This window comes from Pseudomonas sp. FFUP_PS_473 (assembly GCF_002858665.1).
Lineage (GTDB): Bacteria > Pseudomonadota > Gammaproteobacteria > Pseudomonadales > Pseudomonadaceae > Aquipseudomonas > Aquipseudomonas defluvii.
Window position 1 is genome coordinate 70,472 of the sequence record NZ_PJQQ01000021.1, and the last position, 26,236, is coordinate 96,707.

Annotated in this window: 24 protein-coding genes and 1 pseudogene; 12 read left to right on the top strand and 13 right to left on the bottom strand. The window is 56.9% G+C overall.

The genetic code is table 11. The features are described 5' to 3' along the window. The first annotated feature begins 131 nt into the window (after positions 1-131). Complete coding sequence (locus tag CYD26_RS15810; RefSeq protein WP_011953079.1) at positions 132-464, top strand: DUF2790 domain-containing protein; 333 nt, start codon at positions 132-134, stop codon at positions 462-464. A gap of 97 nt (positions 465-561) precedes the next feature. Here the strand turns inward: CYD26_RS15810 and CYD26_RS15815 are convergent, their stop codons facing one another. From CYD26_RS15815 to CYD26_RS15840, 6 genes are all read right to left on the bottom strand, one after another. Further along, positions 562-1,017 carry a DUF411 domain-containing protein gene (locus CYD26_RS15815; RefSeq protein WP_011953080.1) on the bottom strand — a complete coding sequence of 152 codons (456 nt, stop codon included), beginning with the start codon at positions 1,015-1,017 and terminating at the stop codon, positions 562-564. Further along, positions 1,007-1,786: a cytochrome c gene (locus CYD26_RS15820; protein ID WP_011953081.1), complete on the bottom strand. Its 780-nt coding sequence runs from the start codon at positions 1,784-1,786 to the stop codon at positions 1,007-1,009. The genes CYD26_RS15815 and CYD26_RS15820 overlap by 11 nt, the downstream gene beginning before the upstream one ends. A gap of 9 nt (positions 1,787-1,795) precedes the next feature. Then, a complete protein-coding gene (locus CYD26_RS15825; RefSeq protein WP_011953082.1) occupies positions 1,796-2,911 on the bottom strand; it encodes a copper resistance protein B in 1,116 nt (371 codons plus the stop codon). After that, the gene (locus CYD26_RS15830; protein WP_012269845.1) at positions 2,901-3,224 is read right to left on the bottom strand and encodes a hypothetical protein; all 324 of its coding nucleotides are present in this window, start codon (positions 3,222-3,224) and stop codon (positions 2,901-2,903) included. The genes CYD26_RS15825 and CYD26_RS15830 overlap by 11 nt, the downstream gene beginning before the upstream one ends. A gap of 14 nt (positions 3,225-3,238) precedes the next feature. Next, positions 3,239-5,101 carry a copper resistance system multicopper oxidase gene (locus tag CYD26_RS15835; protein WP_031314465.1) on the bottom strand — a complete coding sequence of 621 codons (1,863 nt, stop codon included), beginning with the start codon at positions 5,099-5,101 and terminating at the stop codon, positions 3,239-3,241. Between the two features lie 182 nt (positions 5,102-5,283). Then, positions 5,284-5,490, bottom strand: coding sequence for a co-regulatory protein PtrA N-terminal domain-containing protein (locus CYD26_RS15840; RefSeq protein ID WP_011953085.1), 207 nt, complete (start codon positions 5,488-5,490; stop codon positions 5,284-5,286). A gap of 166 nt (positions 5,491-5,656) precedes the next feature. Here CYD26_RS15840 and CYD26_RS15845 point away from each other — a divergent pair, with 166 nt between their 5' ends. The 6 genes from CYD26_RS15845 (at position 5,657) to CYD26_RS15875 (ending at position 14,426) form a co-directional block, all read left to right on the top strand. Further along, positions 5,657-6,334, top strand: a complete 678-nt coding sequence (locus CYD26_RS15845) for a heavy metal response regulator transcription factor (RefSeq protein ID WP_011953086.1) — start codon at positions 5,657-5,659, stop codon at positions 6,332-6,334. Next, positions 6,334-7,740 carry a heavy metal sensor histidine kinase gene (locus CYD26_RS15850; RefSeq protein ID WP_102053045.1) on the top strand — a complete coding sequence of 469 codons (1,407 nt, stop codon included), beginning with the start codon at positions 6,334-6,336 and terminating at the stop codon, positions 7,738-7,740. The genes CYD26_RS15845 and CYD26_RS15850 overlap by 1 nt, the downstream gene beginning before the upstream one ends. A gap of 470 nt (positions 7,741-8,210) precedes the next feature. After that, on the top strand, positions 8,211-9,464 hold the full coding sequence (locus CYD26_RS15860) for a TolC family protein (protein ID WP_011953089.1): 1,254 nt from the start codon (positions 8,211-8,213) through the stop codon (positions 9,462-9,464). Then, complete coding sequence (locus tag CYD26_RS15865) at positions 9,461-10,927, top strand: efflux RND transporter periplasmic adaptor subunit (protein WP_011953090.1); 1,467 nt, start codon at positions 9,461-9,463, stop codon at positions 10,925-10,927. The genes CYD26_RS15860 and CYD26_RS15865 overlap by 4 nt, the downstream gene beginning before the upstream one ends. Beyond that, positions 10,924-14,082 carry an efflux RND transporter permease subunit gene (locus tag CYD26_RS15870; RefSeq protein ID WP_011953091.1) on the top strand — a complete coding sequence of 1,053 codons (3,159 nt, stop codon included), beginning with the start codon at positions 10,924-10,926 and terminating at the stop codon, positions 14,080-14,082. Before CYD26_RS15865 ends, CYD26_RS15870 begins: the two co-directional genes overlap by 4 nt. Next, the gene (locus tag CYD26_RS15875; protein ID WP_011953092.1) at positions 14,079-14,426 is read left to right on the top strand and encodes a copper-binding protein; all 348 of its coding nucleotides are present in this window, start codon (positions 14,079-14,081) and stop codon (positions 14,424-14,426) included. The genes CYD26_RS15870 and CYD26_RS15875 overlap by 4 nt, the downstream gene beginning before the upstream one ends. Positions 14,427-14,840: 414 nt before the next feature. On the opposite strand, the gene CYD26_RS15885 is transcribed toward CYD26_RS15875, so the two are convergent. The 6 genes from CYD26_RS15885 to CYD26_RS15910 form a co-directional block, all read right to left on the bottom strand. Further along, positions 14,841-15,500, bottom strand: coding sequence for an isoprenylcysteine carboxylmethyltransferase family protein (locus CYD26_RS15885; protein WP_011953093.1), 660 nt, complete (start codon positions 15,498-15,500; stop codon positions 14,841-14,843). After that, positions 15,497-15,772 carry a DUF2933 domain-containing protein gene (locus tag CYD26_RS15890; protein ID WP_011953094.1) on the bottom strand — a complete coding sequence of 92 codons (276 nt, stop codon included), beginning with the start codon at positions 15,770-15,772 and terminating at the stop codon, positions 15,497-15,499. The genes CYD26_RS15885 and CYD26_RS15890 overlap by 4 nt, the downstream gene beginning before the upstream one ends. Before the next feature lie 25 nt (positions 15,773-15,797). Further along, a complete protein-coding gene (locus CYD26_RS15895; RefSeq protein ID WP_011953095.1) occupies positions 15,798-16,253 on the bottom strand; it encodes a hypothetical protein in 456 nt (151 codons plus the stop codon). A gap of 138 nt (positions 16,254-16,391) precedes the next feature. Continuing rightward, a complete protein-coding gene (locus CYD26_RS15900) occupies positions 16,392-17,186 on the bottom strand; it encodes a cytochrome D1 domain-containing protein (RefSeq protein WP_256588035.1) in 795 nt (264 codons plus the stop codon). A 493-nt stretch (positions 17,187-17,679) separates the two neighbouring features. Next, positions 17,680-17,880 (bottom strand): heavy-metal-associated domain-containing protein, encoded by a 201-nt coding sequence (locus CYD26_RS15905; RefSeq protein WP_004575963.1) that lies wholly within the window; start codon positions 17,878-17,880, stop codon positions 17,680-17,682. A 337-nt stretch (positions 17,881-18,217) separates the two neighbouring features. Next, positions 18,218-20,740: a heavy metal translocating P-type ATPase gene (locus CYD26_RS15910; RefSeq protein WP_135198622.1), complete on the bottom strand. Its 2,523-nt coding sequence runs from the start codon at positions 20,738-20,740 to the stop codon at positions 18,218-18,220. 249 nt (positions 20,741-20,989) lie between these two features. Between CYD26_RS15910 and CYD26_RS25245 the strand changes: the two are divergent. The 3 genes and pseudogenes from CYD26_RS25245 to CYD26_RS25955 all read left to right on the top strand — a co-directional run. Continuing rightward, positions 20,990-21,325, top strand: a pseudogene (locus CYD26_RS25245) (helix-turn-helix transcriptional regulator); the annotation flags it as partial. Between the two features lie 423 nt (positions 21,326-21,748). After that, on the top strand, positions 21,749-22,768 hold the full coding sequence (locus CYD26_RS25320) for an ATP-binding protein (RefSeq protein WP_015268415.1): 1,020 nt from the start codon (positions 21,749-21,751) through the stop codon (positions 22,766-22,768). Positions 22,769-22,942: 174 nt separating this feature from the next. Next, a complete protein-coding gene (locus CYD26_RS25955; protein ID WP_128337688.1) occupies positions 22,943-23,197 on the top strand; it encodes an STAS-like domain-containing protein in 255 nt (84 codons plus the stop codon). A gap of 317 nt (positions 23,198-23,514) precedes the next feature. Here CYD26_RS25955 and CYD26_RS15930 read toward each other — a convergent pair whose 3' ends face one another. Then, positions 23,515-24,303, bottom strand: a complete 789-nt coding sequence (locus CYD26_RS15930) for an NAD-dependent deacylase (RefSeq protein ID WP_012312013.1) — start codon at positions 24,301-24,303, stop codon at positions 23,515-23,517. A 206-nt stretch (positions 24,304-24,509) separates the two neighbouring features. On the opposite strand from CYD26_RS15930, the gene CYD26_RS15935 reads away from it, so the two are divergent. Together CYD26_RS15935 and CYD26_RS15945 are read left to right on the top strand one after the other, a co-directional pair. Beyond that, the gene (locus CYD26_RS15935; protein ID WP_012312014.1) at positions 24,510-25,166 is read left to right on the top strand and encodes a hypothetical protein; all 657 of its coding nucleotides are present in this window, start codon (positions 24,510-24,512) and stop codon (positions 25,164-25,166) included. Between the two features lie 412 nt (positions 25,167-25,578). Then, on the top strand, positions 25,579-25,887 hold the full coding sequence (locus tag CYD26_RS15945; protein ID WP_012312015.1) for a hypothetical protein: 309 nt from the start codon (positions 25,579-25,581) through the stop codon (positions 25,885-25,887). The last annotated feature ends 349 nt before the right edge of the window (positions 25,888-26,236 follow it).

Below are 26,236 nucleotides of genomic sequence, written 5' to 3' on the forward strand. Positions count from 1 at the left end.
ACGACGCGGCTTTCACGTGTATTCAGAGCCATCATTATCGATAGCCTGCTTACAAACATGTAATTCCTGGATCACGTGGATGACAGCTCCCAGTCGGTAAGCTTCACTCATGTCTTCATGGAGTAACAGAAATGAACACCGCTAAAAGCATTGCCGCCCTCATGCTCGTAATCGCCTCCTCATCCGCTTTAGCTGAAGGAGGATCTGATCGCTTACACGGAAAGATGATTCAGGCAAATGAGCAAGCAATGCGTGCCTACGCCGCTGCCAATGGAAAAAAACCACCTGAAGTGATCCATTATCGCTACGGAATGAAACTGGATGTGGCGAGAGTTATCAGTATGACTTCGCTCAAAGGTAGCTGCGACGTGATGCCGACACAGATGAATTACGAGGACTCAACAGGTGAGTTGAAAATCCTCGAATATCGCTCTGCTGGAATTAACTGTAGAGGTCAAAACTGACCGAAGGGACAGGGTAAGTCTTGGAGTAAGCTGACCACGACCAGCGCTGCAGCTGGTCGGCTGGCCGGCAGAAGCCCTTCCCCCGGGGCATCTTGCATTACGTGTCAGGATAACTGGCAACTACTTGATCGTCCCCACTCTTGGTGAGGCCGATGACTTGATAGGCGTGTTTCATGCCATCAACCTCCATACCTGGTGAGCCAGCGGGCATGCCAGGTACCGCGACGCCTGCCAGGTCGTTGCGCTTTATGAGCTCCTGCACCTGGGCTGCGGGGACGTGACCTTCCACAAACTTGCCATCGATAACCGCGGTGTGACACGAAGCCAGCCTCGGAGCTACTCCTAGCTCTTGCTTCACCGCCCTCATGTCCGTTTCAACGTGGTCGACGACCTTGAAGCCGTTTGCCTCCAAGTGCGCTATCCATTTCTTACAGCAACCGCAATTAGCGTCCCGGTGCACATCGATAGTCAGGGGCTCCGCAGCAAAGGCGGCTGAGGCGATTAGAAGTGACGCTGCGGTACTTAAACCGAGGAAGCGGCGCTTACTTGTCATGAGTGTGCTCCTTCCCGTCTTTGTGCACATGGGTTTTGGGAGTAGAACCTGTGTGGTGGTCCGAGTGCGCCTCGCCGGACTCGTGTTCACCGTGGTGCTCCGCTACTGATGAAGACTCCGAATGCGAACTGCCATGATCATGACTTTCCTCAGCCACGCCGTTTGCTGCGGAATCATCATGATTTCCATGACCTGATTTCGCACCACCGTGTTGGCCTTCATGGTTATGCATATCGCTTTCGCCACCGCCATGTTGGTGACCACCACTGGAAGCGACCATCATCTGGTACTGCTCAGCATTGAGTTGCGGTAGCTGGTCCAGGAACGCGACGATTCCCCAGATGTACTGGTCGTCCATGCTCTTACCCCAGGCTGGCATGCCTGTCGCTTTGATACCGTGCTTGATGGTCCAAAACGCAGCAGCAGGGTCACCGCTTACACCTATCTCGGTGAGGTTTGGTGGGGATGGGTATAGGGCTTGGCTGAGTTCAGTTTTCTCCACCCCTGGCGCGAGGTGGCAACCGATACACATGGCGTTGTAGTTGCCTGCCCCTGCTTGGATGAGAGCAGGATCTTTAAGGTTTGGCACCTCAATGTCGCTTGCTCGGACTTCAATCGAGCGATCCCGCGCCATGGCCAAAAACGCATGCACAGCGGGGAAGTGTGGGTCGTCCGCACCAACGTTCACGAGACCGAAGTAAGCAGCACCTAGCACTGCTGCGCTAGTAACAGCACCTGCCGCCACCAGCGTTGTAATTGTTTTTTTCATGTTGAGTTCTCAAAACCACATCCGAATACCGGCCACAAAACGAGCTTCGTCCACGTCCCCGCCTTCATCCCGAATGAAATCGGCGGTTTTGCCGTAGGAACGGCTCCAGGTGACACCTATGTATGGCGCGAACTGGCGAACAATCTCGTACCGTAACCGCAGCCCGACTTCGGTGTTTGCCAGGCCAGAGCCGACGCCGCGTTCCGGGTCGTTCTTGCCATAAAAGTTGGCCTCAGCGGTTGGCTGAAGAATTAAACGATTGGTTAGCAAGATGTCGTACTCGCCCTCCAGACGGGCAGCGGTTTGACCGTTCTCGCCGATAAAGGCGGTGGCTTCAGCTTCGAAGTCATACAGGGCCAGGCCCTGAATACCGAACGCAGCCCAGGTCTGCGGATCCTCCGGTTTGAAATCCTGCCGGACGCCGGCGACAACATCCCACCACGGGCTTACCGAGCGGCCATAGAGGAGCTGCAGCTCAGCATCTTCAGTCACACCATTGGTTCGTTCACCTTCCGAGCGAATCCAGAGCCTATTGATATCGCCGCCCACCCAGCCGGATGCATCCCAAGCAAGCGTGCTACCTTCATCGGCATCTTGGTATTCCAGTTGGTCTAGCAAGAAAAAGCTGTTGAACCCGCTGTCATCCATTTTGTGCCCGTCAAGCGGGGGGAAGGCAGCCTGCCGGTCGGCATCAGTCAGCACCGGGATTGGCGTACGGCTGGTCGGGGTCGGCGAATCAGCGTTCCCGTTTCCCATCGTGGAATGACCCATCGCGCCATGATCCATGCCTTCCATGGACCCGTGATCCATGCCTTTCATGCTTCCATGGTCCATCTTGCTGTGGTCCATCGAGGCGGGTTTCGCTTTGGGCTGGCCATGGCCCATTTTGCTGTGATCAACGGGTGCAGGTTGCGTGGGTTGCTTGCTCGCGCCCATCTGGCTGTGGTCCATGCCCGGCATCGCAGCCTGTGATGAGGCGTGGTCCATCTGCATGGCACCGTGGCCCATTGCCGAGTGGTCCATTCCGGAATGATCCATTTCAGCGGCGAAGCTGGGCGAAACGCCCAGCACACCTAAAGAAACGGCGAATGCCAGCAGCGATGGTCGTGCAACGCTATTGGCCATTTTTCCCTGCCTTAGCTTTGTCGCTGCCATGCGATTCCATCATTTTGCTGTGATCCATTCCTTCCATGGAACCATGATCCATGCCCTCCATAGAGCCATGATCCATGCCTTTCATGGAGCCGTGATCCATGCCTTCATGGTTCATGCCCTGGGCTTGCTTGCTCTTCGAGCCGTTCGATTGCGCCGCGTTGGACGACTTTTGAGAGTGCTGATCATGGTTGTCACTGGACCAGGAAGACGGGGCGTACACCGCGAGCAGGCCAACCATCGCGGCAGAGAGGAAAAAGGCGCTTCGTTTCATTGGTTTGCTCATCTCGTATCTCCAGTTCATTCGTCCACGCGGACTTCTCGGAACATGCCCATCTCCATGTGGTACATGAGGTGACAGTGATAGGCCCAGCGCCCGAGTGCATCTGCGGTTACGCGATAGCTTCGTTTCGAGCCAGGCGGCATATCGATCGTGTGTTTTCGCACCATGAAATTGCCGTCCTCATCCTCCAGGTCACTCCACATGCCGTGCAGATGGATGGGGTGAGTCATCATGGTGTCGTTGACCAAGGTAATACGCAGGCGCTCGCCGTACTTGAGCCGCAGCGGCTCTGCGTCAGAAAACTTGATCCCATCGAAGGACCAAGCGAACTTTTCCATATGCCCGGTAAGGTGCAGTTCGATTGTCCGGCCAGGTTCCCGGCCGTCAGGGTCGATGAAGGTGCTACGCAAATCCGAATACGTGAGAACCCGACGCCCGTTATCGCGAAGCCCGATCCCCGGATCGCTCAGCTTTGGCGTAGGGGTCATGGTCTGCATATCGACCAGAGGGTTGTTTGTTTCGGAGGCGGGATGGTTCTGCATGGCACCGCTGGCGGCCATATTGCTTTGGTCCATACCGGTCATGTTGCCGTGGTCCATGCCAGCCATCTTGCTATGGTCCATACCGGCCATGCTGCCGTGGTCCATGCCAGCCATCTTGCTATGGTCCATACCGGCCATGCTGCCGTGGTCCATGCCAGCCATCTTGCTGTGGTCCATACCGGCCATGCTGCCGTGATCCATGCCACCCATGCTGCCGTGGTCCATCCCCATATCACTCATGGAGATGAGAGGCCTTGGATCTACAGCCGGCACCGGTGCCTGCAGGCCCTCACGGACAGCCAAGGTACCCCTTGAATAGCCGGTGCGATCCATGGATTGAGCAAAGATGGTGTAAGCCTGCTCGTTTTCAGGCTCGACAATGACATCGTAGGTTTCAGCAACGGCAATCCGGAATTCATCGATCGACACTGGCTTAACGTACTGACCGTCGGCTGCGACAACCGTCATTTTCAAGCCGGGGATCCGCACGTCGAAATAGGTCATCGCCGAGCCATTGATAAAGCGAAGCCGGATTTTCTCCCCTGGCTTGAAGATTCCCGTCCAGTTCCCATTTGGCGCCTGGCCGTTCATGAGGTAGGTGTAGGTGTGCCCGCTCACGTCAGCGAGATCGGTTGGGCTCATCTTCATCTCGGCCCACATCTTTCGATCGGCCACAGCAGCAGACCAACCTTTCTCGCTCACGTCGTCGACGAAGTCGCCAACGGTGCGCTTGTGGAAGTTGTAATAGTCCGACTGTTTTTTGAGCTTGGACATAACCCGCGCCGGGTCTTCGTCGGTCCAATCACTCAGCATGACGACATAGTCACGATCGTAGGTGAAAGGCTCTGGATCCTTGGCATCAATCACCAGCGCACCGTAAACACCGACCTGCTCCTGGAAGCCCGAATGGCTGTGGTACCAGTAGGTGCCGTTCTGGTGGACCTTGAACTTGTACTCGTACATGCCGTCGGGAGCGATGCCATGGAAGCTTAGACCCGGCACGCCGTCCATATTCGCCGGCAGGATGATGCCGTGCCAGTGGATGGACGTGTCCTGCTTCAAGCGGTTGCGAACCCGTAGCGTGACCGTGTCGCCTTCGCGCCAACGGAGTATTGGTCCTGGCAGCGAACCGTTGATGGCCATCGCCGTTCGAGCTGCCCCGGTAATGTTCACCGGGAGCTCCCCGATGTACAGGTCAAAATCGGTGCCGGTCAGTACGTTAGGCTGGCCAGGGCTGGTTACGGCCCAGACCGGCGCGCGCCACATGCCCAGCCCACCCAGTAGTCCGGTAGCAGCCAGGCCTTTGACGAATGAACGTCTCGTGGTTTTGCTTTGCATGCCGTTGCGTCCAATCAGGTAGATCGCTGATATCCAGACTGCGGGATCCGCAGCCATCTGGTTTCAATTGAGCTCCCCCAAGCCTCGTAGACTTTCGCCAAAGCACAAGGATTGCGGGAGGCAATACCCCGAAAGCTGACATAGTTCAGATTCCGGGGTGATTACATTTCTGTAAGCTAAGCTCAGCAGCTCTCGTGGCCGGGGTGCTTTTGGCTTTGGGCGGTAACAGGAGCCTCTGCTTTTTTCTCCTGAGCAACCTGGTAAGCCTGCATGGAAGATGCACGTGCAGCTTCCATCCTGGCGAAGGTGCGATCCGCGCCGCCTTCAGCCAGGGCGAGGCTCGCCATGCCGAAGGTGACTACCATCACAATCGCTTTGATCATGTTCATTTGCGTTTCCTCTAAGGGTCAGTTTCGCCTGATTGGCGCCGTTCACAGTGCTCAAGCTAGCTACCCGGCACTGTCAGCAAGCTGAGCCCGACATTACTTTTCCGTCAGCTTCTGGTTGGGTGCCTTTTTTGCTGCACACTGAAGGGCATCCAAGGGGGCGCAGCAGATGAAATTACTCGTAGCCGAAGATGAGCCAAAAATCGGGGCCTACCTGCAGCAAGGGCTGACGGAGGCAGGCTTTACCGTCGATCGTGTGGTCACAGGGACCGACGCGCTGCAATACGCTTTGAGCGAGGCGTATGACCTGCTGATTCTTGATGTAATGATGCCGGGGCTAGACGGCTGGGAGGTGCTGCGGATGGTACGTGCGGCAGGGAAAGAGGTCCCAGTCTTGTTTTTGACGGCCCGTGATGGCGTGGACGATCGCGTGAAAGGGTTAGAACTCGGGGCTGACGATTACCTGGTCAAACCCTTTGCATTCTCGGAACTGCTAGCGCGTGTGCGCACTTTGCTGCGAAGAGGCAGCAGTGGCTATGCTCAGACCACTATGAAGATGGCTGACCTGGAGGTAGACCTGCTTAAGCGCCGGGCCACCCGAAATGGCAAGCGGATCGACCTCACAGCCAAGGAGTTCTCCTTACTGGAACTACTCATGCGCCGACGCGGCGAGGTACTGCCGAAGTCCCTGATCGCATCGCAGGTGTGGGATATGAACTTCGACAGCGACACTAACGTGATCGAGGTTGCTGTTCGTAGGTTGCGGGCCAAGATTGATGACGATTTCGCCCCCAAGCTCATACATACAGTTCGTGGCATGGGCTATCTGATGGATGTTCCCGAGTAATGCGCGCCCAATCGTCGCTCGTTAAACGCCTTACCCTCATGTTCATGTTCGCGGTCATCGCCGTATTGGTCGTTGCCGGCGTGAGCTTCTACATGCTCAGTCAGCACCATTTCCAGATGCTGGATGAGCAAGCCCTGGCCGAGAAACTCGAATCCACCCGGCACATCCTTTCACTTTCAGCAGCACGTGATGAACTTGAGGATCAGGAGCCTCAACTGCGTGCTTTGTTGGGGGCTCATCAGGACCTTTCTGCGGAGATTCTTGATGCTGACGGTACTGTCCTGTTCTCGGACTCCAAGGCATCCCGCATCCCTGAGCGCTTTAAGCAGGCCTCTTCTGGCGCCGTTTGGGACTGGCAAATCGACTCGCGGAACTTCCGGGGGATTACCTCTCAACTGGCTATAGCGCAGGCGCAGGCGCCGGTAACAGTCATGTTGATGCTGGATGTCACCAGCCATGCCCACTTTTTCAAGACGCTGCAATGGTGGTTCGGCATTGGCTTGGTCATCAGCGCTCTGGTTAGTGCAGGATTGGGGTGGATCGTGGCCAAGAGCGGTCTTCGGCCGGTTGGGCAGATCACCAAGGTGGCGACATCCATGTCTGCCCGGTCCCTTCGCGAGCGAATTCCATTGGAGCCCGTGCCGCTTGAATTGCAGGAGCTGATCCTCTCCTTCAACGGAATGCTTGCACGCCTGGAAGACGCGTTCGTCCGGCTATCAAACTTCTCAGCCGACATCGCACATGAGCTGCGGACTCCGGTAAGTAATCTTCTGACGCATACCGAAGTCGTTCTGACCAAAAAACGCGACCTCGATGCCTACGAAGACAACCTCTACTCCAATCTTGAAGACCTCAAGCGCATGTCGCGCATGATCGATGACATGCTGTTCCTGGCAAAAGCTGATAACGGCTTGATCATCCCCGAGCAGGTTGATATCGATCTGGTCGGGCTAGTGTCCAGACTGATTGAGTACTACCAGCTTGCAGCCGAAGACCGAAGCATTCGGCTTGCCCTTCAAGGCGAAGGTACGATCCGTGGTGACCGGCTAATGATTGACCGGGCGGTTTCCAACATTCTATCCAACGCTTTGCGCTATACCCCCGAAGGCCACGATATCGCCGTCCGGATTGTCGAGGCGGCTGATCAAGTGAACCTGTCCGTCCAGAACAATGGGGCCACGATTGATCCGGAACATATCAACAAAATCTTCGACCGGTTCTATCGCGCTGACCCTGCAAGGCGGGAAGGAAGCCCAAGCAACGCCGGCTTGGGTCTGGCCATAACGCGTTCGATCATCGAGGCTCATGGTGGGCGAATTTGGTGTACCTCCGCTGACGGCGTGACGAGTTTTCACATCGTTCTGCCGCACGCCAAACAATCCACTTCCAAGCCTCAAACGGCTTAATGCTCATTTCATGCGTGTAACCTATACTCGGCCATCATGAACCGGCTCCTACGACTGTTCACCATCCTGCTTCTAATCGCATCGCTTCCTCTCAACGGCATGGCGGGAGTCGACTCAGCCATTGAACCATGCCCCATGCAAACCATGGGGATGGAGATGATGGCGGGGATGGATCACGATTGTTGCCAGGATACTGATCCAGGATCAGCTGCCGACCACTCCAAAGCCTGCAAAGTGGGCCAGGAGTGTAGAACCGCGAGCACAGTTCAGGTCGAAATAATTAACCCCACGCTCACCTATTCTGCGCCTAGGCCAGTAGATACCTATGCGGTGAGCCTCGTAAACAGGGCGCCTCCTGACCCTTGGCGGCCACCCCGCGCCTGATTACCTCTTAAATTCACCCCATCGTCCTGTTTTGCAGCCGGATGATGGCATGCGCTTGCGCGCTGATTTTTTGAGGAATCATTTCCATGACTCCCCCACGTTACCGATTAGGGATGGCATGTCTGGCCGCTCTGATCAGCCTGTTGTCGACGTTACCGGCTCAGGCTACACCGTTGTCTCTGGAGGAAGCGCTTCAACTTGCCGAACGCAATGCCCCCATCCTCCAGGCCAGGCAAGAGCAAATGACGGCCGCTCGACACGCTGTGATCCCAGCAGGCGAGCTGCCTGATCCACGTCTCAACCTAGGAGTGCAGAACCTTCCTGTTGACGGCAGTGATCGTTGGAGCATGAACCGCGATTTCATGACGATGCAGGTTGTCGGCCTCTCCCAGGAAGTACCAAACCGGGACAAGCGGGAGGCACGAGTTGAGACGGCACGAGCGAGCGTTGAGCGAGCCGATGCAGAGGCGGTGTTCGAGCGCTTAAAAGTGCGTGCTGCCACAGCCCAAGCTTGGGTCGCGGCGTACACCGTTCAACGGAAACTGCAGCAGTTTGAGGACTTCTACAAAGAAAACCGTCTGTTGGCCGCAGCAATCCGCGCACGCCTGGCCGGCGGTACCGGCGCGACGGCCGACGCACTTGCTCCTGACCAGGAAGCTGCGCAACTCGATGAGCAAAAAGATGTTCTGCTCACACAGGCCGCTCAGGCACGGGCTGCACTCAAGCGATGGATTGGAGAGGATGCTGATCCGCAAGCTCAAGCATTTCCGCGCTGGCCAGTGAGCGCGCCGGACTATCTACACGCTATACATGCACATCCAGAATTGGCGACCTACAACGCCCTTACGCGGGAAGCACAAGCTCAAGTGCACCAAGCCTTGGCAGAAAAGAAGTCGGACTGGGGGTGGCAGGTGGATTACCAGCGGCGCGGGCCTGAATTCAGCAATATGGTGAGCCTGCAGGTAAGTTTCCAACTGCCCTTGTTCGCTGGCTCACGGCAGGACCCGATGATCGCGGCACGTCGCGCACAAGTCCGGCAACTGGAGGACGAACAGGAAGCGGCATTGCGTGAGCATAAAGCGCAGCTGGAGACAGATCTTGCGGATTACCAGCGATTGCAGCGAGCAGTGCAGCGCAGCCGTGAAACATTGTTACCGCTAGCGGAGGATCGAGTCCGCCTCGCCCTTGCTGACTATCGAGCCGGTAAATCACCCTTAAGTGAGGTTCTCACCGCTCGACGTCAGCGGGTTGAAACACGACTGCAAGACATCGATCTGCAAGGACAGTTGGCCGCGACAGCTGCACGGCTGCACTTCGCGTATGGAGAGGTGCGCGCATGAGAAATTCAACTATCAGCCTTGTGGTATTGGCCGCGTTGGCTATCGGCGGTGGCGTTGGCTATCAGCTAGCAAAGCGTGGGCAGGTGTCCACTGCCTCCCCTGAAACGCTACAGAAGGTGCTGTATTGGTATGACCCGATGTACCCCCAGCAGCACTTTCCAGCACCGGGCAAGTCGCCCTTCATGGACATGCCACTGGTGCCGAAGTACCAGGAAAGCACCGCTGCTGAGGTGAGCCCCGCAGTTCAAGTTTCACAGGGGCTCCAACAAAACCTGGGGGTCCGTCTGGCTACCGTAGCGAAAGGGCAGCTTGCTCGAACCCTCCAGGTGAGCGGCGTGCTTACCTTCGATGAGCGGGATTTTAGCGTTCTGCAGGCTCGTACCGGTGGCTACGTCGAACGCACCTATGGCCGCGCTACAGGCGACGTGGTTGCCAAGGGCGCCCCATTGGCAGATGTGTTGACGCCTGAATGGGCGGGCTTGCAGGAAGAGTACCTGGCGCTTCAGCGATCTGGGGACAATGAATTGCGCGCTGCAGCTCGGCAACGACTACTGCTGGCGGGTATGCCTGCCGATCTTATCAACCGGATTGACCGTACGGGAAGGGTCCAGAATTCGGTAACGCTCTTGGCCCCAACAGCAGGCGTCCTTCAGGCTCTGGAATTGCGGCCAGGCATGACAATGACACCGGGTGCAACGTTGGCGAAGATCAATGGTATCGCGAACGTCTGGCTTGAGGCCGCAGTACCTGAAGCGCAAGCCCAAGGCCTACAGGAAGGACAGGCAGTGCAGGCGAATCTGGCAGCGTTCCCAGGCGAACCTGTTCCCGGCAAGCTGACCGCATTGCTGGCTGATGCGGATCTGCAAAGCCGCACCTTGCGGCTTCGTATAGAACTGCCCAACCCCGGCGGCCGGTTGCGCCCAGGCATGACCGCGCAGGTTTCCCTCCATCCGTCCGGGCAACAGGATGACAGCCTACTGGTGCCAGCCGAGGCGATCATTCGGACGGGGAAACGCGATCTCGTAATGGTGTCAGAAGACGGAGGTCGATTCCGGCCGGTGGAAGTAGTGCTCGGCCAGGAAAGTGCTGGCCAGGTGGTCGTGCTGCGAGGCCTTCAGGCGGGCCAGCGCGTTGTGGCGTCCGGGCAGTTTCTGCTGGACTCCGAAGCGAGCTTGAAAGGTATCGAGGCCGTTACTGCTGGCGATGCTCCACTTGCGCAACCTGTACAGCCGGCTCTACATCAGGCCAATGGGCGCATCGTTCAAATAGAAGGTAATCAGCTGACCATCGCTCATGGACCGTTCGTGACGCTGGGCATGCCTGGTATGACGATGACTTTCCCTGTGGCAGATCCCCGCTTGATTGCCGGACTCAAGGTTGGCGAACGCATCCGGTTTGGAGTGCGCGAGCGCGATGAAGGCATGGTCATCGAGCAAATAACCCAGCAGGAGAACCAGCCATGATCGCGAACCTGATTCGTTGGTCGGTTGGCAACCGCGTCCTGGTCCTGCTGGCAACACTGTTTGCCGTAGCTTGGGGCGTTTTCTCTCTGCGAAGTTTGCCGATCGACGCGTTGCCTGACCTGTCAGATGTGCAGGTGATTATCCGCACCTCCTACCCAGGGCAGGCACCGCAGATCGTGGAAAATCAGGTGACATATCCCCTGACCACCACAATGCTTTCCGTACCCGGAGCCAAGACAGTGCGGGGCTTTTCAGCATTTGGAGACAGCTTCGTATATGTGTTGTTTGAGGACGGCACAGATCTCTATTGGGCGCGGTCCAGGGTGCTCGAATACCTAAGCCAGGTTCAGTCTCGATTACCGGCGTCCGCTAAGCCAGTGCTCGGACCCGATGCCACTGGTGTAGGCTGGATCTACCAGTATGCGCTGGTGGACCGCAGTGGTACCCATGACCTGGCACAGCTGCGCAGCCTTCAGGACTGGTTCCTGCGCTTCGAGTTGAAAACTCTTCCGGACGTTGCCGAAGTGGCGACGATAGGCGGGATGGTCAAGCAGTACCAGGTAGTGCTCGATCCGCTGCGCATGGCCAGCTTGGGAATCACTCAAGTTGAGGTTTCGGACGCCATCGCCAAGGCCAATCAGGAAACCGGTGGCGGCGTGCTCGAACAAGGCGAAGCTGAGTTCATGGTAAGGGCTTCCGGCTATCTGAAGTCACTCGATGATTTCCGAGCCATTCCCCTGCGCCTGGCTGCGAAGGGTATACCCGTAACACTGGGCGATGTAGCCACTGTACAGCTGGGCCCTGAGGCACGTCGCGGCATCGGCGAGCTTGATGGACAGGGCGAAGCGGTGGGCGGCGTAGTAATTCTGCGCAGTGGCAAGAATGCGAAAGATGCCATCGCTCACGTCAAATCCAAGCTTGAATCGCTGGAAAAAAGCCTGCCTGCCGGGGTCGAGCTGGTCACTACCTACGACCGTAGCCAGTTGATCGATCGTGCTGTGGAAAATCTGAGCCAGAAGCTGATTGAAGAGTTCATCGTGGTCGCACTGGTGTGCGCTGCATTTCTTTGGCATCTGCGCTCATCGTTGGTCGCCATCGTCTCGCTTCCGGTTGGTGTCCTCATTGCCCTGATCGTCATGCGCCACCAGGGCATCAACGCCAACATCATGTCGCTTGGGGGCATAGCCATTGCAATCGGTGCGATGGTGGACGCCGCTGTGGTGATGATTGAGAACGCGCACAAACGGGTTGAGGCTTGGCATACGTGGCACCCTGGAAAGTCGTTGCGTGGCGAAGATCATTGGAAAGTGATGACTGAGGCAGCAGTCGAGGTCGGGCCTGCGCTGTTCTTCAGCCTCATGATCATTACGCTGTCCTTCATACCGGTATTCACCTTGCAGGCTCAGGAGGGAAGGCTGTTTGCGCCCCTCGCATTCACCAAGACTTATGCAATGGCAGCAGCAGCGGGCCTTTCGGTTACCCTGGTACCCGTGCTGATGGGGTACTGGATTCGGGGTCGTTTACCGGCAGAAGAGCGCAACCCACTCAATCGAACCCTGATACGGCTCTATCGCCCAGCATTGGAGATCGTTCTACGCCGGCCAAAGCTCACGTTGGCGGGTGCACTGTTGATTTTGCTCAGCAGTGTCTGGCCCCTGAGCCAGCTCGGCGGCGAATTCTTGCCGCCACTGGATGAAGGCGATTTGCTGTACATGCCGACTGCCCTGCCAGGTCTTTCGGCGCAGAAAGCCTCTGAGCTTTTGCAACGTACGGACCGGCTGATCCGAACGGTACCGGAGGTCGCCAGTGTCTTCGGTAAAGCGGGCCGGGCTGAATCAGCGACCGACCCGGCCCCGCTGGAGATGTTCGAGACGACTGTCCGACTTAAACCGAAGGATCAGTGGCGAGCAGGGATGACCACTGAGAAGCTGATCGAAGAGCTGGACCGTACCGTGCAGGTACCTGGGCTAACCAATATCTGGATCCCACCGATTCGAAACCGTATCGACATGCTCGCAACCGGTATCAAAAGCCCGATCGGCGTAAAGGTTGCCGGCAGCAATTTGAATGAGATCGACCGGGTGACTCTGGCTATCGAGAAGGTGGCCAAAACGGTTCCAGGGGTGACTTCCGCCCTCGCCGAGCGATTAACCGGTGGACGCTACATCGATCTGGATATCGACCGCCAATTCGCAGCGCGTTACGGCCTGAACATTGCTGATGTCCAAGCGATTGTTGCCGGCGCCGTTGGGGGCGAAAACATCGGCGAAACCGTAGAAGGCCTGGCGCGATATCCCATCAGTGTTCGGTACCCACGGGAGTGGCGTGACTCTGTTGATGCCCTGCGGCAGCTACCGATTTACACCAGCCAAGGGGGGCGAATCACACTGGGAACCGTGGCACGGGTGCGTATTGCGGACGGTCCACCCATGCTCAAGAGTGAAAACGCGCGCCCCTCGGGCTGGGTGTATATCGACGTGCGGAGACGGGACCTGTCCTCCGTCGTTGCCGACCTGCGCCGGCTAGTCGATCAGCAGGTGAAGCTCGATCCTGGCATAAGCTTGAGCTATTCCGGGCAGTTCGAATACCTGGAGCGCGCCAATGCGCGCTTAGCATGGGTAGTACCGGCGACGCTGGCCATTATTTTCGTCCTTCTCTACCTCACGTTTGGCCGCCTCGGTGAAGCGCTGCTGATCATGGCTACCTTGCCATTTGCGCTAACCGGCGGCGTATGGCTGCTGTACATGATGGGCTACAACCTGTCGGTGGCCACGGGTGTCGGTTTTATCGCCTTGGCTGGGGTCGCAGCAGAGTTTGGAGTCATCATGCTGATCTACCTCAACAATGCCTGGACTGAACGAAACGGCAACGGTACGCAGGGGCAACCTGCGCTTCTGGATGCTATCCGCGAAGGGGCCGTGCAGCGCATCCGCCCCAAAGCCATGACCGTAGCAGTGATCGTCGCAGGCTTGATGCCAATCCTCTGGAGTAGCGGTACCGGCAGCGAAGTCATGAGCCGGATCGCTGTACCCATGGTCGGCGGCATGCTCACCGCGCCTTTGCTCTCACTATTTGTAATCCCTGCGGCTTACTGGCTCGTCAGGCGCCGCGGACTCGCTGTACACGATAACCCCCAAACAGGAGTAACCCGATGAAGAAGCTACTGATCAGCGCTGGCCTGGTGTTCGCCGTTGCGGCGGCGGTGCAGGCCCAAGACATGTATGGCACGGATATGAAGAATATGCCCATGGAAGGCAACGAGACCCAAGGCAGCCAGGCGGCTCCGACTGCATCGGCTGAGGGAACCATCAAAGCTTTGGAACCAGGTAAAGTTACCTTGGCGCATGGACCAGTATCAGCCCTGAAATGGCCGGCAATGACCATGGGCTTCAGCGCTACCGAGCAGCAACTCAAGGGACTCAAGGTAGGCGACAAGGTCAGCTTCGATTTCCGAATGAATGGGGGCACAGCGACGATCGTAGGCATTCGCAAGCAGTGACGGATTGACTTCTAACCCTGCCTATTAGAGCTGATAGGCAGGGTCATTTAGCCAAACTTTGGAAAAAGTGCTGCCGCAATTCCTGACCGCGCCGCCTTCAGCTCTGTGCCTCGGGACGCTAGTTGGTCTTTGCGCTCTGTAGCCGGGATGCATTCAGATCAGAGTAGTAGCTGACGTTTGAGCAGAGATCTTCGTGCATCACGATCTATATGGGTCGAAAGCGGACAGGGCATCGCAAAGTCATCCAACTGCCTGAGTTATCCGAACGCCAACAAGGATTCCACCGAGCTTGTCGACAAGAAAACCCGCGACAACTCAGAGTGTTATCCGAGCAAACAGACTTTGGATACCCTATTCCCGCTAGAAACACTGCCGCTGAAACCCTCCTGGCATGTAGCTCCTTCGTCCTACGCTTCAGCCTCTATGACCCCCACCCAACCTTTCGCGCAGGTGCGGAACGAACCTAGGCGTAACGCGGGTATAAGCTTCGTAGGCAGCGCCAAACTGCTTGTGCATTTCCCGCTCTTCGGAAACCGCCAAACGCCCGTACATCACCAGCAACACCGGGAACATTGCCAGCGTCAGCAGCGTCGGCCACTGAAGGAGAAAGCCCAGAAGAATCAGCACAAATGCCACGTACTGCGGATGTCTGATCCAGCCATAGGGCCCGACCGTTGCAAGTGAACGGCGGCGTTGCGCGTGATATAGCACGTTCCAGGCGGCAGAAAGCAAATAGAAGCCGAAACCCAGGAATAGGTAACTGGCAATGTGCAAAACACTGAAGTGTGGGTTGCCCTGGTCACCGAGCAACGTCGACCACAGATGGCCGGATTCGTGGGAAAGCAGATCGAGGTTGGGGAACCTGGCCTGCAACCAGCCTGACAACAGATAGATCGTCAGGGGGAAGCCATACATTTCCACAAACAGGGCAACGATGAAGGCCGAGAATGCACCGAAGCTCCTCCAGTCTCTCGCCGTTGCCGGCTTGAAGAAACTGAAGGCAAACATGATGAAGATCGCGGAGTTGATGAAAACCAGCGACCAGAGGCCATACGCGCTTTCACCATGATTCATGATGGATCTCCCGGCTTATGGATATCAGCCTTATCGGAGGGGGCCGGTTTGCTCTGGCCCTGGTGATGGTGTCCCCCATGTCCTCGATGCATGAAGACATGCATCAGCGGACAGGCGAGCAACAACAGATAAGGCAGGGCTCCAACGACATGGGCAAGGTGCTCGGTGAGCAGGAAGTAGACGGCGATCCCACCGATTACCACCAGGCCGATTGCATAGCGTGAACGCCAGAAACTGTGTGGTGAGCCGTTTTCATCGAAGTGAGGGTTCATAGCGACTCCTGGGAAAGGAGATGGGTTACTTCGATGCAGCAGATGGCATGCGGTCCATCATCATCTGCATCATCGACTCCATCATGTCCATGCGCTTTTCCATCATCTGGTGGCGGGCGGCCATATCCCCGCCCATGCCGCCATGCATGCCCCCCATTTCAGGCATGCCACCCTCCATGGACTTCATCATGGCCATGCCATTTTTCATCAGCGCCATATGCTCGGCCATCAACGCCTGACGGGCTTCCGGCGTTTTGGCTGCAGCCATCTTTTCGTGCATGGCTTGCATGGCCTTCATTTGCTGGTCCATCGCCGCCATTTGCCCTTTGTCCATTGGCTGAGAAGGCGTCTTCTCGGTAGCCGCCGCGCTTGGCGCATCGGCCGGGTGATGTGTCGAGTGTTCATCGGTGTTTTGCGCCATGGCGCCCACGGACGCTGCGGCCAAACAAAGTCCGATCAGTAAATTTCGAACGTTGTTCATCATCATCTCCTTAGCACTGTTTTAAAGCCGGATGCCTTGGTCTGGGCGCTAGGCCTCACCTGGCACGACAAGCAAATTACTGCGCCGGCGTGAATGCTCATTTTTCGCGTCGTGCTCGGGTTGTACACCGACGGGCTATTATTGGGCACTCGGCGGCTCGAAGCTGATCCCGTTTGGCCCGGCGCCAACCTTATGGGTAGCAACGACCTTTCGGCTGCTCGTATCGATGACAGATACGGTGCCCGCTTCAATATTGCTGACAAACACATAAGCGCCGTCGCTGCTGATGGCCACACCATGGGCACCCTTGCCGGTGGTCACGGTGCCCAGGCTGCTACGCGTCTGGAGATCTACGATGGAGACTCGGTCGTCCGGATTCTGGCCACTGCCCTGATTCGCGACATAGACCTGGCGACCGTCAACGGTGGCCATCATCTGGATTGGCGTGCGGCCGACATCAACCTTGCTGATCACCTTGCGTCTGGCCGTGTCGATGATGCCAAGCTGATTTGTCGCACTGAGCGAGACGAATGCCAGGCGACCGTCAGGGGCAAAGCCGACCTGGACAGGGCCTTTGCCCACGGGAATCTGCGCGGTTTCTTTGAGTGTGACGACATCGATAAGCGATACGCTGTCGCTCTTCATGTTCGCGATATAGAGTGTCCGGCCATCAGGGCTCAAGCGCAGCCCATGGGGATAACGCCCAGTTGGAATACCGGGCAACTCGATTCGCTGCTCAAGGTCAAATACTCGCACCTGGTTGGCAGCGGAATCGGTCACAAAAGCTCGCAGCCCGGTGACGTCGGTGACCACATGAGCCGGGTGATCGCCTGCCGGGAAGCTGAACGGTGGCCTGTCCAGCGCGCTGGTACTGAACACCAGCAACTGCCCACCGGGCTTTTCACCGCTCGAATGCCCCGCATGTCCAGCCACTCCAACAACCAGAAGCAAGCTGCCGTCGGGCGAAACCTGTAGGTTGTGGGGTGCGATCGGCAAGGCGACCGTGCTCACATCACCTGTCGCAAGATTTACCTGGCTAATGGAAGCGGACCGTTCATTGGCCGTGTAGACGTTACCCGTAGGGTTTGCCATGACCAGCCCCAGAGGGATGAGCAGGGATATCCCCAAGGCCATAGAACTAAACCGCTTGGCAGTCATCATTGTGAATGAGCTCCAACGAGGGGCCGGGGTATGTGAGCCAGGCTGGCCTATACATTTACTCAAGATAAACACCAATCGCGAAGCATTTTCTTGATCAGCGTCAACGTCCACAGCTTGACTCGGCACTGGGTGATCGAAGGCCGTCCATTTCTTGGGGAGTATTGCTGGCTATCCCGACCCGGAGTCAGTCGACATCAGGCTGTATATGAAGAAACCGCGCCATGAAACATGGCACGGCGGCTTGCCATCTGAGCGGTAACGAGACTTAGCGACTGACTTTGGTTGGGTAACCAAGCGCCTGGACCAGTGCACCGACGCGTTCCGCCTCGATGTTGCTTTGGACACTCACTGTACCGGCAGCACGATCAACGATCACCTTCGCGTCGCCATCGGCAGCCTGGATGGCCTTGGTGATCTTGTTGACACAACTGCCACATCCCATACCGGAAACTTCCAAAACGAACATAGCGGGCCTCTCATGCTGGTACGGCTTTTCTCGCCGCATTTACAGCTTCAACCTTGACACGATGACAAGGTCAAGGCCCGGTCAAAGGATTTATCTTCGCCCTGAAATCTTGTCCAACTCCTCTGGCGGCGGCCCCTGCTGCATCACAATTGTCCCTTACGATCTTGGCAGAAGATGGCGGACGTCGCAGTTGCCCGATGTCCTCCATCAGGACCAGATTGGCGCCGAACTCGCGGACATACCCGCTAAGGCCAAAGCCCTAGACAGTCAGTCATATGGATCAGGCGTTGAAACGCTGATGGCGGAACTTCCTCTCATAGGTTGCGGTGTGCCCATTTCAGTCTGTGACTACGCGCTTCAGCCGCAGTGCGTTGAATACCACGGAAGCCGAACTTACGCTCATGGCCAATGCCGCAATCATCGGTGACAATAGATGGCCGGTAAGCGGGTAGAACAAACCTGCCGCCAGCGGTATGCCCATAGCGTTGTAGAAGAATGCGAAGCCCAAGTTTTGACGCATGTTCTTCACCGTGGCCACGGATAGTGTTCTGGCCCGCAGGATGCCCATCAGGTCGCCCTTGACCAGCGTCAACTGGGAGCTGTTCATGGCAACATCGGTGCCAGTTCCCATGGCGATCCCGACATCAGCCCGGGCCAGCGCAGGGGCATCGTTGATCCCATCTCCTGCCATGGCAACCCGGCGCTTATCGCCCTGCAGGAGCGCCACCAGTTGCTCCTTGTCCTCGGGTTTCACTTCTCCGTGGACTTCCTCGATGCCGAGTTGTTTCGCGACCGCACGTGCCGTAGTCAGGCCGTCGCCGGTGGCCATGATGACCTTCACATCTTCTGCCTGTAGCCGGGTTACCGCCTCCTTGGAGGTGGGTTTGACCGGATCGGACACCGCTAGCAGGCCAGCGAGCACGCCATCGACGGCCAAGTACATGATACTCATGCCTTCCAGACGCAGCTGCTCGGCGCGGTCTCGCAACGGACTGGTGTCGAGGCCAGCCTCTTCCATCAAGGTCGTGTTGCCAAGCTGCAGCCGTTTGCCGTTCACCTGGCCACGTACACCGATCCCAGAGCCCGACTCAAACGCCTCTGGCTTGGACAAGCTGTGTCCATGCGCTCGCGCATGATCGACAATCGCATGTGCCAGCGGATGCTCGCTGCCTTGGTCCAGGCTGGCGGCAAGGCGCAAGACTTCGGGTGGCATGAACTGCCCGGTACCGACCACGCTATGAAACACTGGCCGGCCCTCGGTGAGGGTCCCGGTCTTGTCGACGATCAGCGTGTCGATCTTGCAGAGGTTCTCGATAGCACTGGCGTCTCGGAAGAGCACGCCACTGCTGGCAGCCTTCCCGGTAGCGACCATGATCGACATGGGAGTGGCTAGGCCGAGCGCGCAGGGGCAGGCAATGATCAGGACCGCGACCGCATTGATCAGGCCGAAGACCCAGCCAGGCTCCGGTCCGAAAAGCCCCCAGCCGAAGAGCGTGACCAGCGCGACCAGAATCACCCCCATGACGAAATAGCCGGCCACGGTGTCCGCCATCCGCTGCATCGGGGCTTTCGAGCGCTGAGCCCGCGCGACCATCTGCACGATTTGCGAGAGCACTGTCTCGGCGCCGACCTTCTGCGCCGCCATCACAAGGCTGCCGTGGGTATTCAGCGTGGCACCGATGAGTGCATCCCCAGCTTTCTTCATCACTGGCACGGGCTCGCCTGTCAGCATGGATTCATCGATAGCACTTTCGCCTTCCAGGACCACCCCGTCGACCGGCACCTTCTCGCCAGGGCGAACGCGCAGGTGGTCGCCCGTATGCACGTGGGTGAGCGGAATATCTTCCTCCTGACCATCGGCCCCGATGCGACGGGCCGTCTTGGGGGCAAGACCCAGGAGCGACTTGATGGCGGCGGAGGTTTGTGAGCGCGCCTTGAGCTCGAGCATTTGGCCGAGCAACGTTAATGAGATGATGACTGCAGCCGCTTCGAAGTAGACACCGATGCGGCCATCCTGCATGAAAGTCGTCGGGAAAACCTGCGGGAACACTGTGGCCGCAACGCTGTATAGGTACGCCGCAGCCGTTCCCAAACCTATCAGGGTCCACATATTCGGGCTGCGATTACGAATCGATGCGACCCCACGCACGAAAAACGGCCAGCCAGCCCATAGTGTCACGGGAGTGGCCAGAATCAACTCCACCCAATTCTGTGTGGCACCATGCAGCAATTGGAGTTGGTGGGCAGTCATGGCCAACACGGTCACGATGACCGTCAGGGGCAAGGTCCACCAGAAGCGGCGGGAGAAGTCCTTGAGTTCCGGGTTCTCGTCTTCCTCAAGCTCCGGTATTACCGGCTCTAGGGCCATGCCACAGATTGGGCAACTGCCCGGCCCACGCTGGCGGATTTGGGGATGCATCGGGCAAGTGTATTCGGCGTCCGCCGCGTTGCTTGGCTGCGGGGCAGCCGAGTGGAGATGGCCCGCGTGTTCTTGGTCCTGGGGAGGGCTAAGATAATGCACAGGCGCTGCGCGGAATTTCGTCAGGCACTTTTCACTGCAGAAGCGGTATGTCCTTCCCTCGTATAGCTCGAAGTAGCGACTATCCGGTGGCACCGTCATACCGCATACCAAATCGCGCTGACTACCATCCGGTTGCTCATGCGGGTGCGAGTGGTCATGGTCATGGTCATGGTCATGCTGGCACGATTCGGTGTGCATGAAGTAGTTCCCTTTGTTGTCCGGTTTGGACGAGTTTTCACCCTTCTGGTGAGAATACCCGCCATGGTTGTGCCCGAAGAGTTGCGTCAGCGGACAGAGCAACAAAATTAAATAACTGTAGTGCCTGTGACAGGTGGCCATAGTGCACGAGCCACATAAAACAGGCCAAATATGGCCAGCATGATCAGTGCAATACCGCCTTTAGTCCGCCAAAAAGGTATTGCCAGATCTGTACCACGGCGATGGGCTCCGTCATGATCAACTCCCAAGCTGGGTGGGAAATATCGGCCGCTGCCGTATTGTCCAGCCTAGACAACATCTCCTTGAACAGCTGTGACGCCAATCAATGCTCCTGTAAGCGTGTCGATTATTGTTGTGGTGTAGCGTCATGGCATAGATCATTTCTGGAGGTTGCTGATCCTGCTGCTGCACCAGTGGTTGCCCTTCGACAATGCGCTGGCTGCCTTGTACCCCGGCGAGGGAGTGCCCAAGCCGCTGGAGGAGTACGACGCCGGCTCCCGGTGGGGAACGCCGTCCATGCTTTCCTGCCTGGACGGCCTATACTTGCTCGACCCCTTCTACCAGGCCTGTCAGGAAGGCCTGCCCAGTGGGCTGTAACGCCTGGAGGAGATCGCTTCTGACCAGTTCCGTCAAAGCGAGTACTTCCTCAGTTACTTCCACGCCAACGCATTGGAAGACGAGGTGCAGTTCGTTCTCCAGTTGCCGGCCAAGGTAGCCTTATGCGATCTAACAGCTCAAGCCCCAGACCTGATACATGCGGTGCGGTACAGCGCTGATCGGGTCACTCTTCGCTGTTCCCCTTCCAGCTTTGCCTTTGCCCACAGCAGACGTCGGAGATGAAACTGCTCGGCGGACTCACAAACCTGCTCCAGTGCTCTCGCACAAGGCTTTGATCTGGCCATCTTTGCTTGAATGGCTGACCCGTGGCAGGGCGTTGGCCGTGTTTTCTTCGTGCGTGTTGAGCCCAAGGCGAGCGCGATCCACCATCCACAGGCCGCTACTGCCGCGCGCCAATTCTATGCCGGCACTACTCGTCAAAAAATAGGTGAGTGCTTACCCGGCAGGCAATGGGCTACTATCGAGCCCTATATCTATCCGAAAGGGTTAGCTCCGTTGCCAGGGAATTGCATGCAGGCCATCGATATTGAAAACGCGATCGTTCTTCCTTGGGGGCTTGGCTCAAGATCGCCCCATGACCTGTTTTCTGTGTGCGCAGAAATCATTAACTGCCCTGGTGACATCGTTTTAGACGCTAGCAACCTCTCGTATATCGATCCGTTAGGGATGGCCACGCTGCGAGCGTTGTTTGAAAACCAGTTGGTCCAGAAGCGAGTTTCGATGCAGTTTTTGAGCAGAGACCTGACCTCCTACCTGGCCAGGATGGATTTTTTCAAGGACATTGATGTAGAGGGTGTAGATCTATCGGGGGTAGGACGTCGAAACGACCGAAGCACCTCGTTGGTGGAAATCACCAAAATCAGCGAACACCATCAAGCAGAGGCTGCAGCCTCTCGCCTCGCTAGAGCTATTACGGGAAGGTTGACTCAATCGGACCCGGATGCCCCAGTCGACGAGCACACGGGACGGAATGAGTTTGACTCCTACCGGGGCCCTCTGGAGTATTCGCTCAAGGAGCTATTGGAAAACTCGCTTACTCACGCCCGCAGAGAGGGACGTGGTGACGCCGCCGTTTGGCTGACCTGTCAGTTTTATCCAAAATTGAACCTTGTACGCATGGCCATCGTCGATAATGGGTGTGGGTTTCTCGCGACACTGAGGAATCACCCTGAGCTTCATGACCGCACGCATTTGCACGCGATCGAGGCGGCACTCAAACCGCGAGTGAGCTGCAACCGGGGTGCGATGGCCCAGATCCTGGGTAGCGAGAACCAAGGTATCGGGTTAACAACTACCGCAAAAATTGCAGACGCGGCGGGCGGTGGTTTGATCATCGTGAGCGGCAATGGCATACATGACACAAAGCGTCGGCAGTCTCAGGAGCTGCATGATGCGCTGTGGAATGGTGTATCGATCGCGTTTAGCTGTACCCGTGAGCTGCTGCCCACCATTTCGATCAGTGACTTGCTGCCGAAGGACGATGCAGGACAGGTTGACGACGATCTCGACCTAGATCTGAATTTCCGCTAGCTCTGGCTTTTTGATAGCTCGAGGGCTAGAGTCGATCATGCAAGGAGCGGTAAATGGGAGATTCAGCGTCAACTGAAACTCTCGGGCTGCAAAAAAGGATTATGCAATACAAGGGGTTACGACATGCAAACTCAAATTCGATTAAGTAGGGATAGTTCTATCCGAACGTACGGAATGCGAGCTTCAGCGATCCCCTACCGTACCGAAATCGAACGCTCGCTCAGCAGTGGTGAGAGCGTTGTCATAGATTTCGCTGGGAACGATGTCACTCAGTCCTTCGTCGACGAGTTGATCGGGGCGCTGATTCTGAAGGAGGGTCGCCAGGTGGTATCGCGCCTTGCCTTTGAAAACTGCACCAACGATGTCAAAGGAATCATTAAATTTGTGGTCCATGATCGAGTTCGACAGCTGCAAAAAATGCCCGCGTGACGGATCCGCATTGAATTTAAGGCCCTCAATATTGAGGGCCTTTTCATTGGTGCCAGGCAAAAGATAGCCGTCTTGAGTGGCCCCCATAGCTCGCCCTGAAAAGCGAATGTCAGGGGACACACCGCAGAAAAGCGTTCTGTAGCGGAGGAATACGTGGAAAACGGAGCTTAGGTTTCCTCATTGAGATGTGTAGAAATCCATCGCGACTCACCTATGCAAAGGCTGCGAAAAGCCTGAATCTACTGGGGTATCGTGGCGTGAGATATGTGCAAAAAAATGTGCACAGCATCTGCGGATTGGAGAGCTGGCTTGGCTCCTTAAGTAAAACCATCAAGCTGCAACGGACCTGCAACTCCTGCGGCTTGAAGCAAAGCGGGTAATACCACCCCTGCAGGCCCAACGAGCATTATCTCTTCCGCCCCGTCCATCCCCACGTCGTCAAGGTTCACATGGATCACGGTTGCCCCGGCCGCCAGAGCCATATCTGGAATACCGGCTGCCGGCATGACTACGCCAGATGTACCCACCGAAATCAGCAAGTCACAGGCTTCCACAAGCCTTACTGCTGAACGCCACGCATCCTCTGGAAGATTCTCTCTGAACCAGACCACCCCAGGGCGCAACCTCCCGTTGCATCGAGTGCACCGCGGAGGCTCGATCATCTGTCCCGCCGGGGGAACCGCCAGTTGATCTGGTGATAACTCTGCTGGCCGGTGGCATCCGAAGCATTTCACGTCCATCAAGCGGCCATGAAGGTGTATCACCGAACTGGAGCCGGCTCGTTCATGCAGATCATCAATATTCTGGGTAACGACAGATACGTTCCAGCCAGCATCAGCTATCCGTGGAATAGATAGATGAGCCAAGTTAGGTTTGGCCTGGCCAACCTGCTGCCGGCGCCAAAGATACCAGCTCCAGACGAGAGCTGGATTTTTGCGAAAGGCGTCCGCTGTTTCGAGACGCTGAGGGTCATGCTTCGCCCAGAGGCCTGTCAGCTTGTCGCGGAAGGTCGGAATTCCGCTGTCAGCAGAGATGCCAGCACCCGTGAAAAAAACGACCCTCTTGGACCTGCGCAAAGCCTCAGCAGCTCTTTGCAAATTGCTCATTGGACACACCTCAGCCCCGCAGCGGGGACTCCCTTGCAGTAAACACGGTAACGGCCGCACATCCCAGCTAAAGCACTCGCGTTTGATCGGAAAACCAAGCGTAGAGCGCAGGGTGCCGCATACTGCTGCTACCGCTCTAGTAAACCTCCAATGGATTTCAGCTACCCGACCTACAGCTATCTCTAGCCCCATCGCGGGAGGTGCATATGACCACTCCCTTTGCTCACATCCAGACCCGACATGAGCCTTCAACCGCCCTGAATAAAAGCAAGGTCGCTTTGGTTGCTACCCTGTCGATTGAAGCCAATTCAGACCGGACGATCGATGCTTACCTTGGTGGCCTGCAGATGTACAACGATCTATTCGAGTGGCGGCTGGATGAATACCCCCAGGAAGCGCTAGATCTCATCATCGACTGCTTTCTCCCCGCAGAGTCGGTGCCTCAATCCATCCTGAAGAGTGGCGTTTCAGCCGGGCTCATCCGCTCCAGGGTCTTCCAAAGCGGAGACTGGATATCAGGCAAGCAATGGCTTCAGCTCGCATCTACCTCCACCCCAGGGGGTGGAGTTGACCCCGACCAGCTACTGGCTGATGGTCAGATCTTCTCGCTTCGACCTGGGAAGGTCGACTTCTTCCCCGCTTATGCTTTGGACGGTAGCAACGGCTATCAACCGATCAGCAGCCTTTGCGACGTATTGTCCGTTCTCTCGACTCGCATGGACGAGTGGTCTATGGCGGCTTGGTTCCAATCAGAAAATTCGTCTCTGGGCGGTATCGCCCCCAAAGCCTTGCTGTCATCCGCCCCAGAATGGGTGCTAGCTGCGGCAAAGAAAAAGCCAAGAGGAAGACGTGTGATTAGATGAACGGCTTCAGATTGCATACCGTGACGCGCCCGATGGATAGTGTCTCAGGGGATCAAAGATGAGCAGTCAACCAGCTCCCCGCAACGATCGTAACTGGCGACCCGTCTTCCATGATTGCTATTCGACGGTGATCAAGGCGGTTGATGCTCGATATGACGTTCGCGGTTATTTGTTATCAGAGTTGGTGAAGCTGTGCCTGAAAAATCGGGCCACAGTTCCGCTAGCCCGGCGAGCCTACTACGAGGGATGCGTTCAGAAGGAAGCCATAGCTTTTCTGGAGCGTTATACCTCCCACTTGCTATTCGGCCCAGGCGGCCGACTCTCGCCGCAGGAATACCGATACGGCGCATATTGATGCTCTCCAAGGCCCAACTCTGGCGTAATCATTTGTCCCAACGTTGGCAGAGGCTTCATGATGAAAATCACTGGTCGTGTAGAAACAGAAGCGGTGGTCGACGTGAGCTGCGACGTATGCGGCTCCTCCACACGTTTGGAAAACGGCAGCCTGCAGTATGGGGTGCTCCAGGCGCACTGGGGCTTTGGTGCACTGCATGACGGAGAGCGCTATGAGGTACACCTATGTGAACCTTGCTTCTTCCAAACCATCGCTTACCTCAAGCAAGAGCGGCGCACAGCCAACATGTTTGAAGGTGATCCGCAGCAGCCCGAGGATGACTTCGGCCTCGCTTCCAGGGATGACTTCTTCCGTGATGGTCATTGATTTGAAAGCCAAACCAGCCATGCTACTTCGGCTTTTTAGGTGAGGACGGGGACTGTGAGTCCACGTATCGATGGAAGGCTAGTGCTAGGTCTTCGTCGGTCGCCTTTGGAAGCGGTTTACGACGAGGCGCTTTGACCGGAGCGTTCTCATCCGGTTGGGTGATCTGCCTCAGTAGGGTGCGCTCAGTCTCGGTAGCCGACGAATCGAAGACCCTTGTCTGTACACGCTGATCACGGTCTGTCCTGTTAAAACTCACCACGTTCGACTTGTATTGAATCGCCCCTGGTTTTCTAGACACTCTCCAAGCTCAGGAAATAGCGTTTCTCATACTCTACTGGAGACAGCTGCA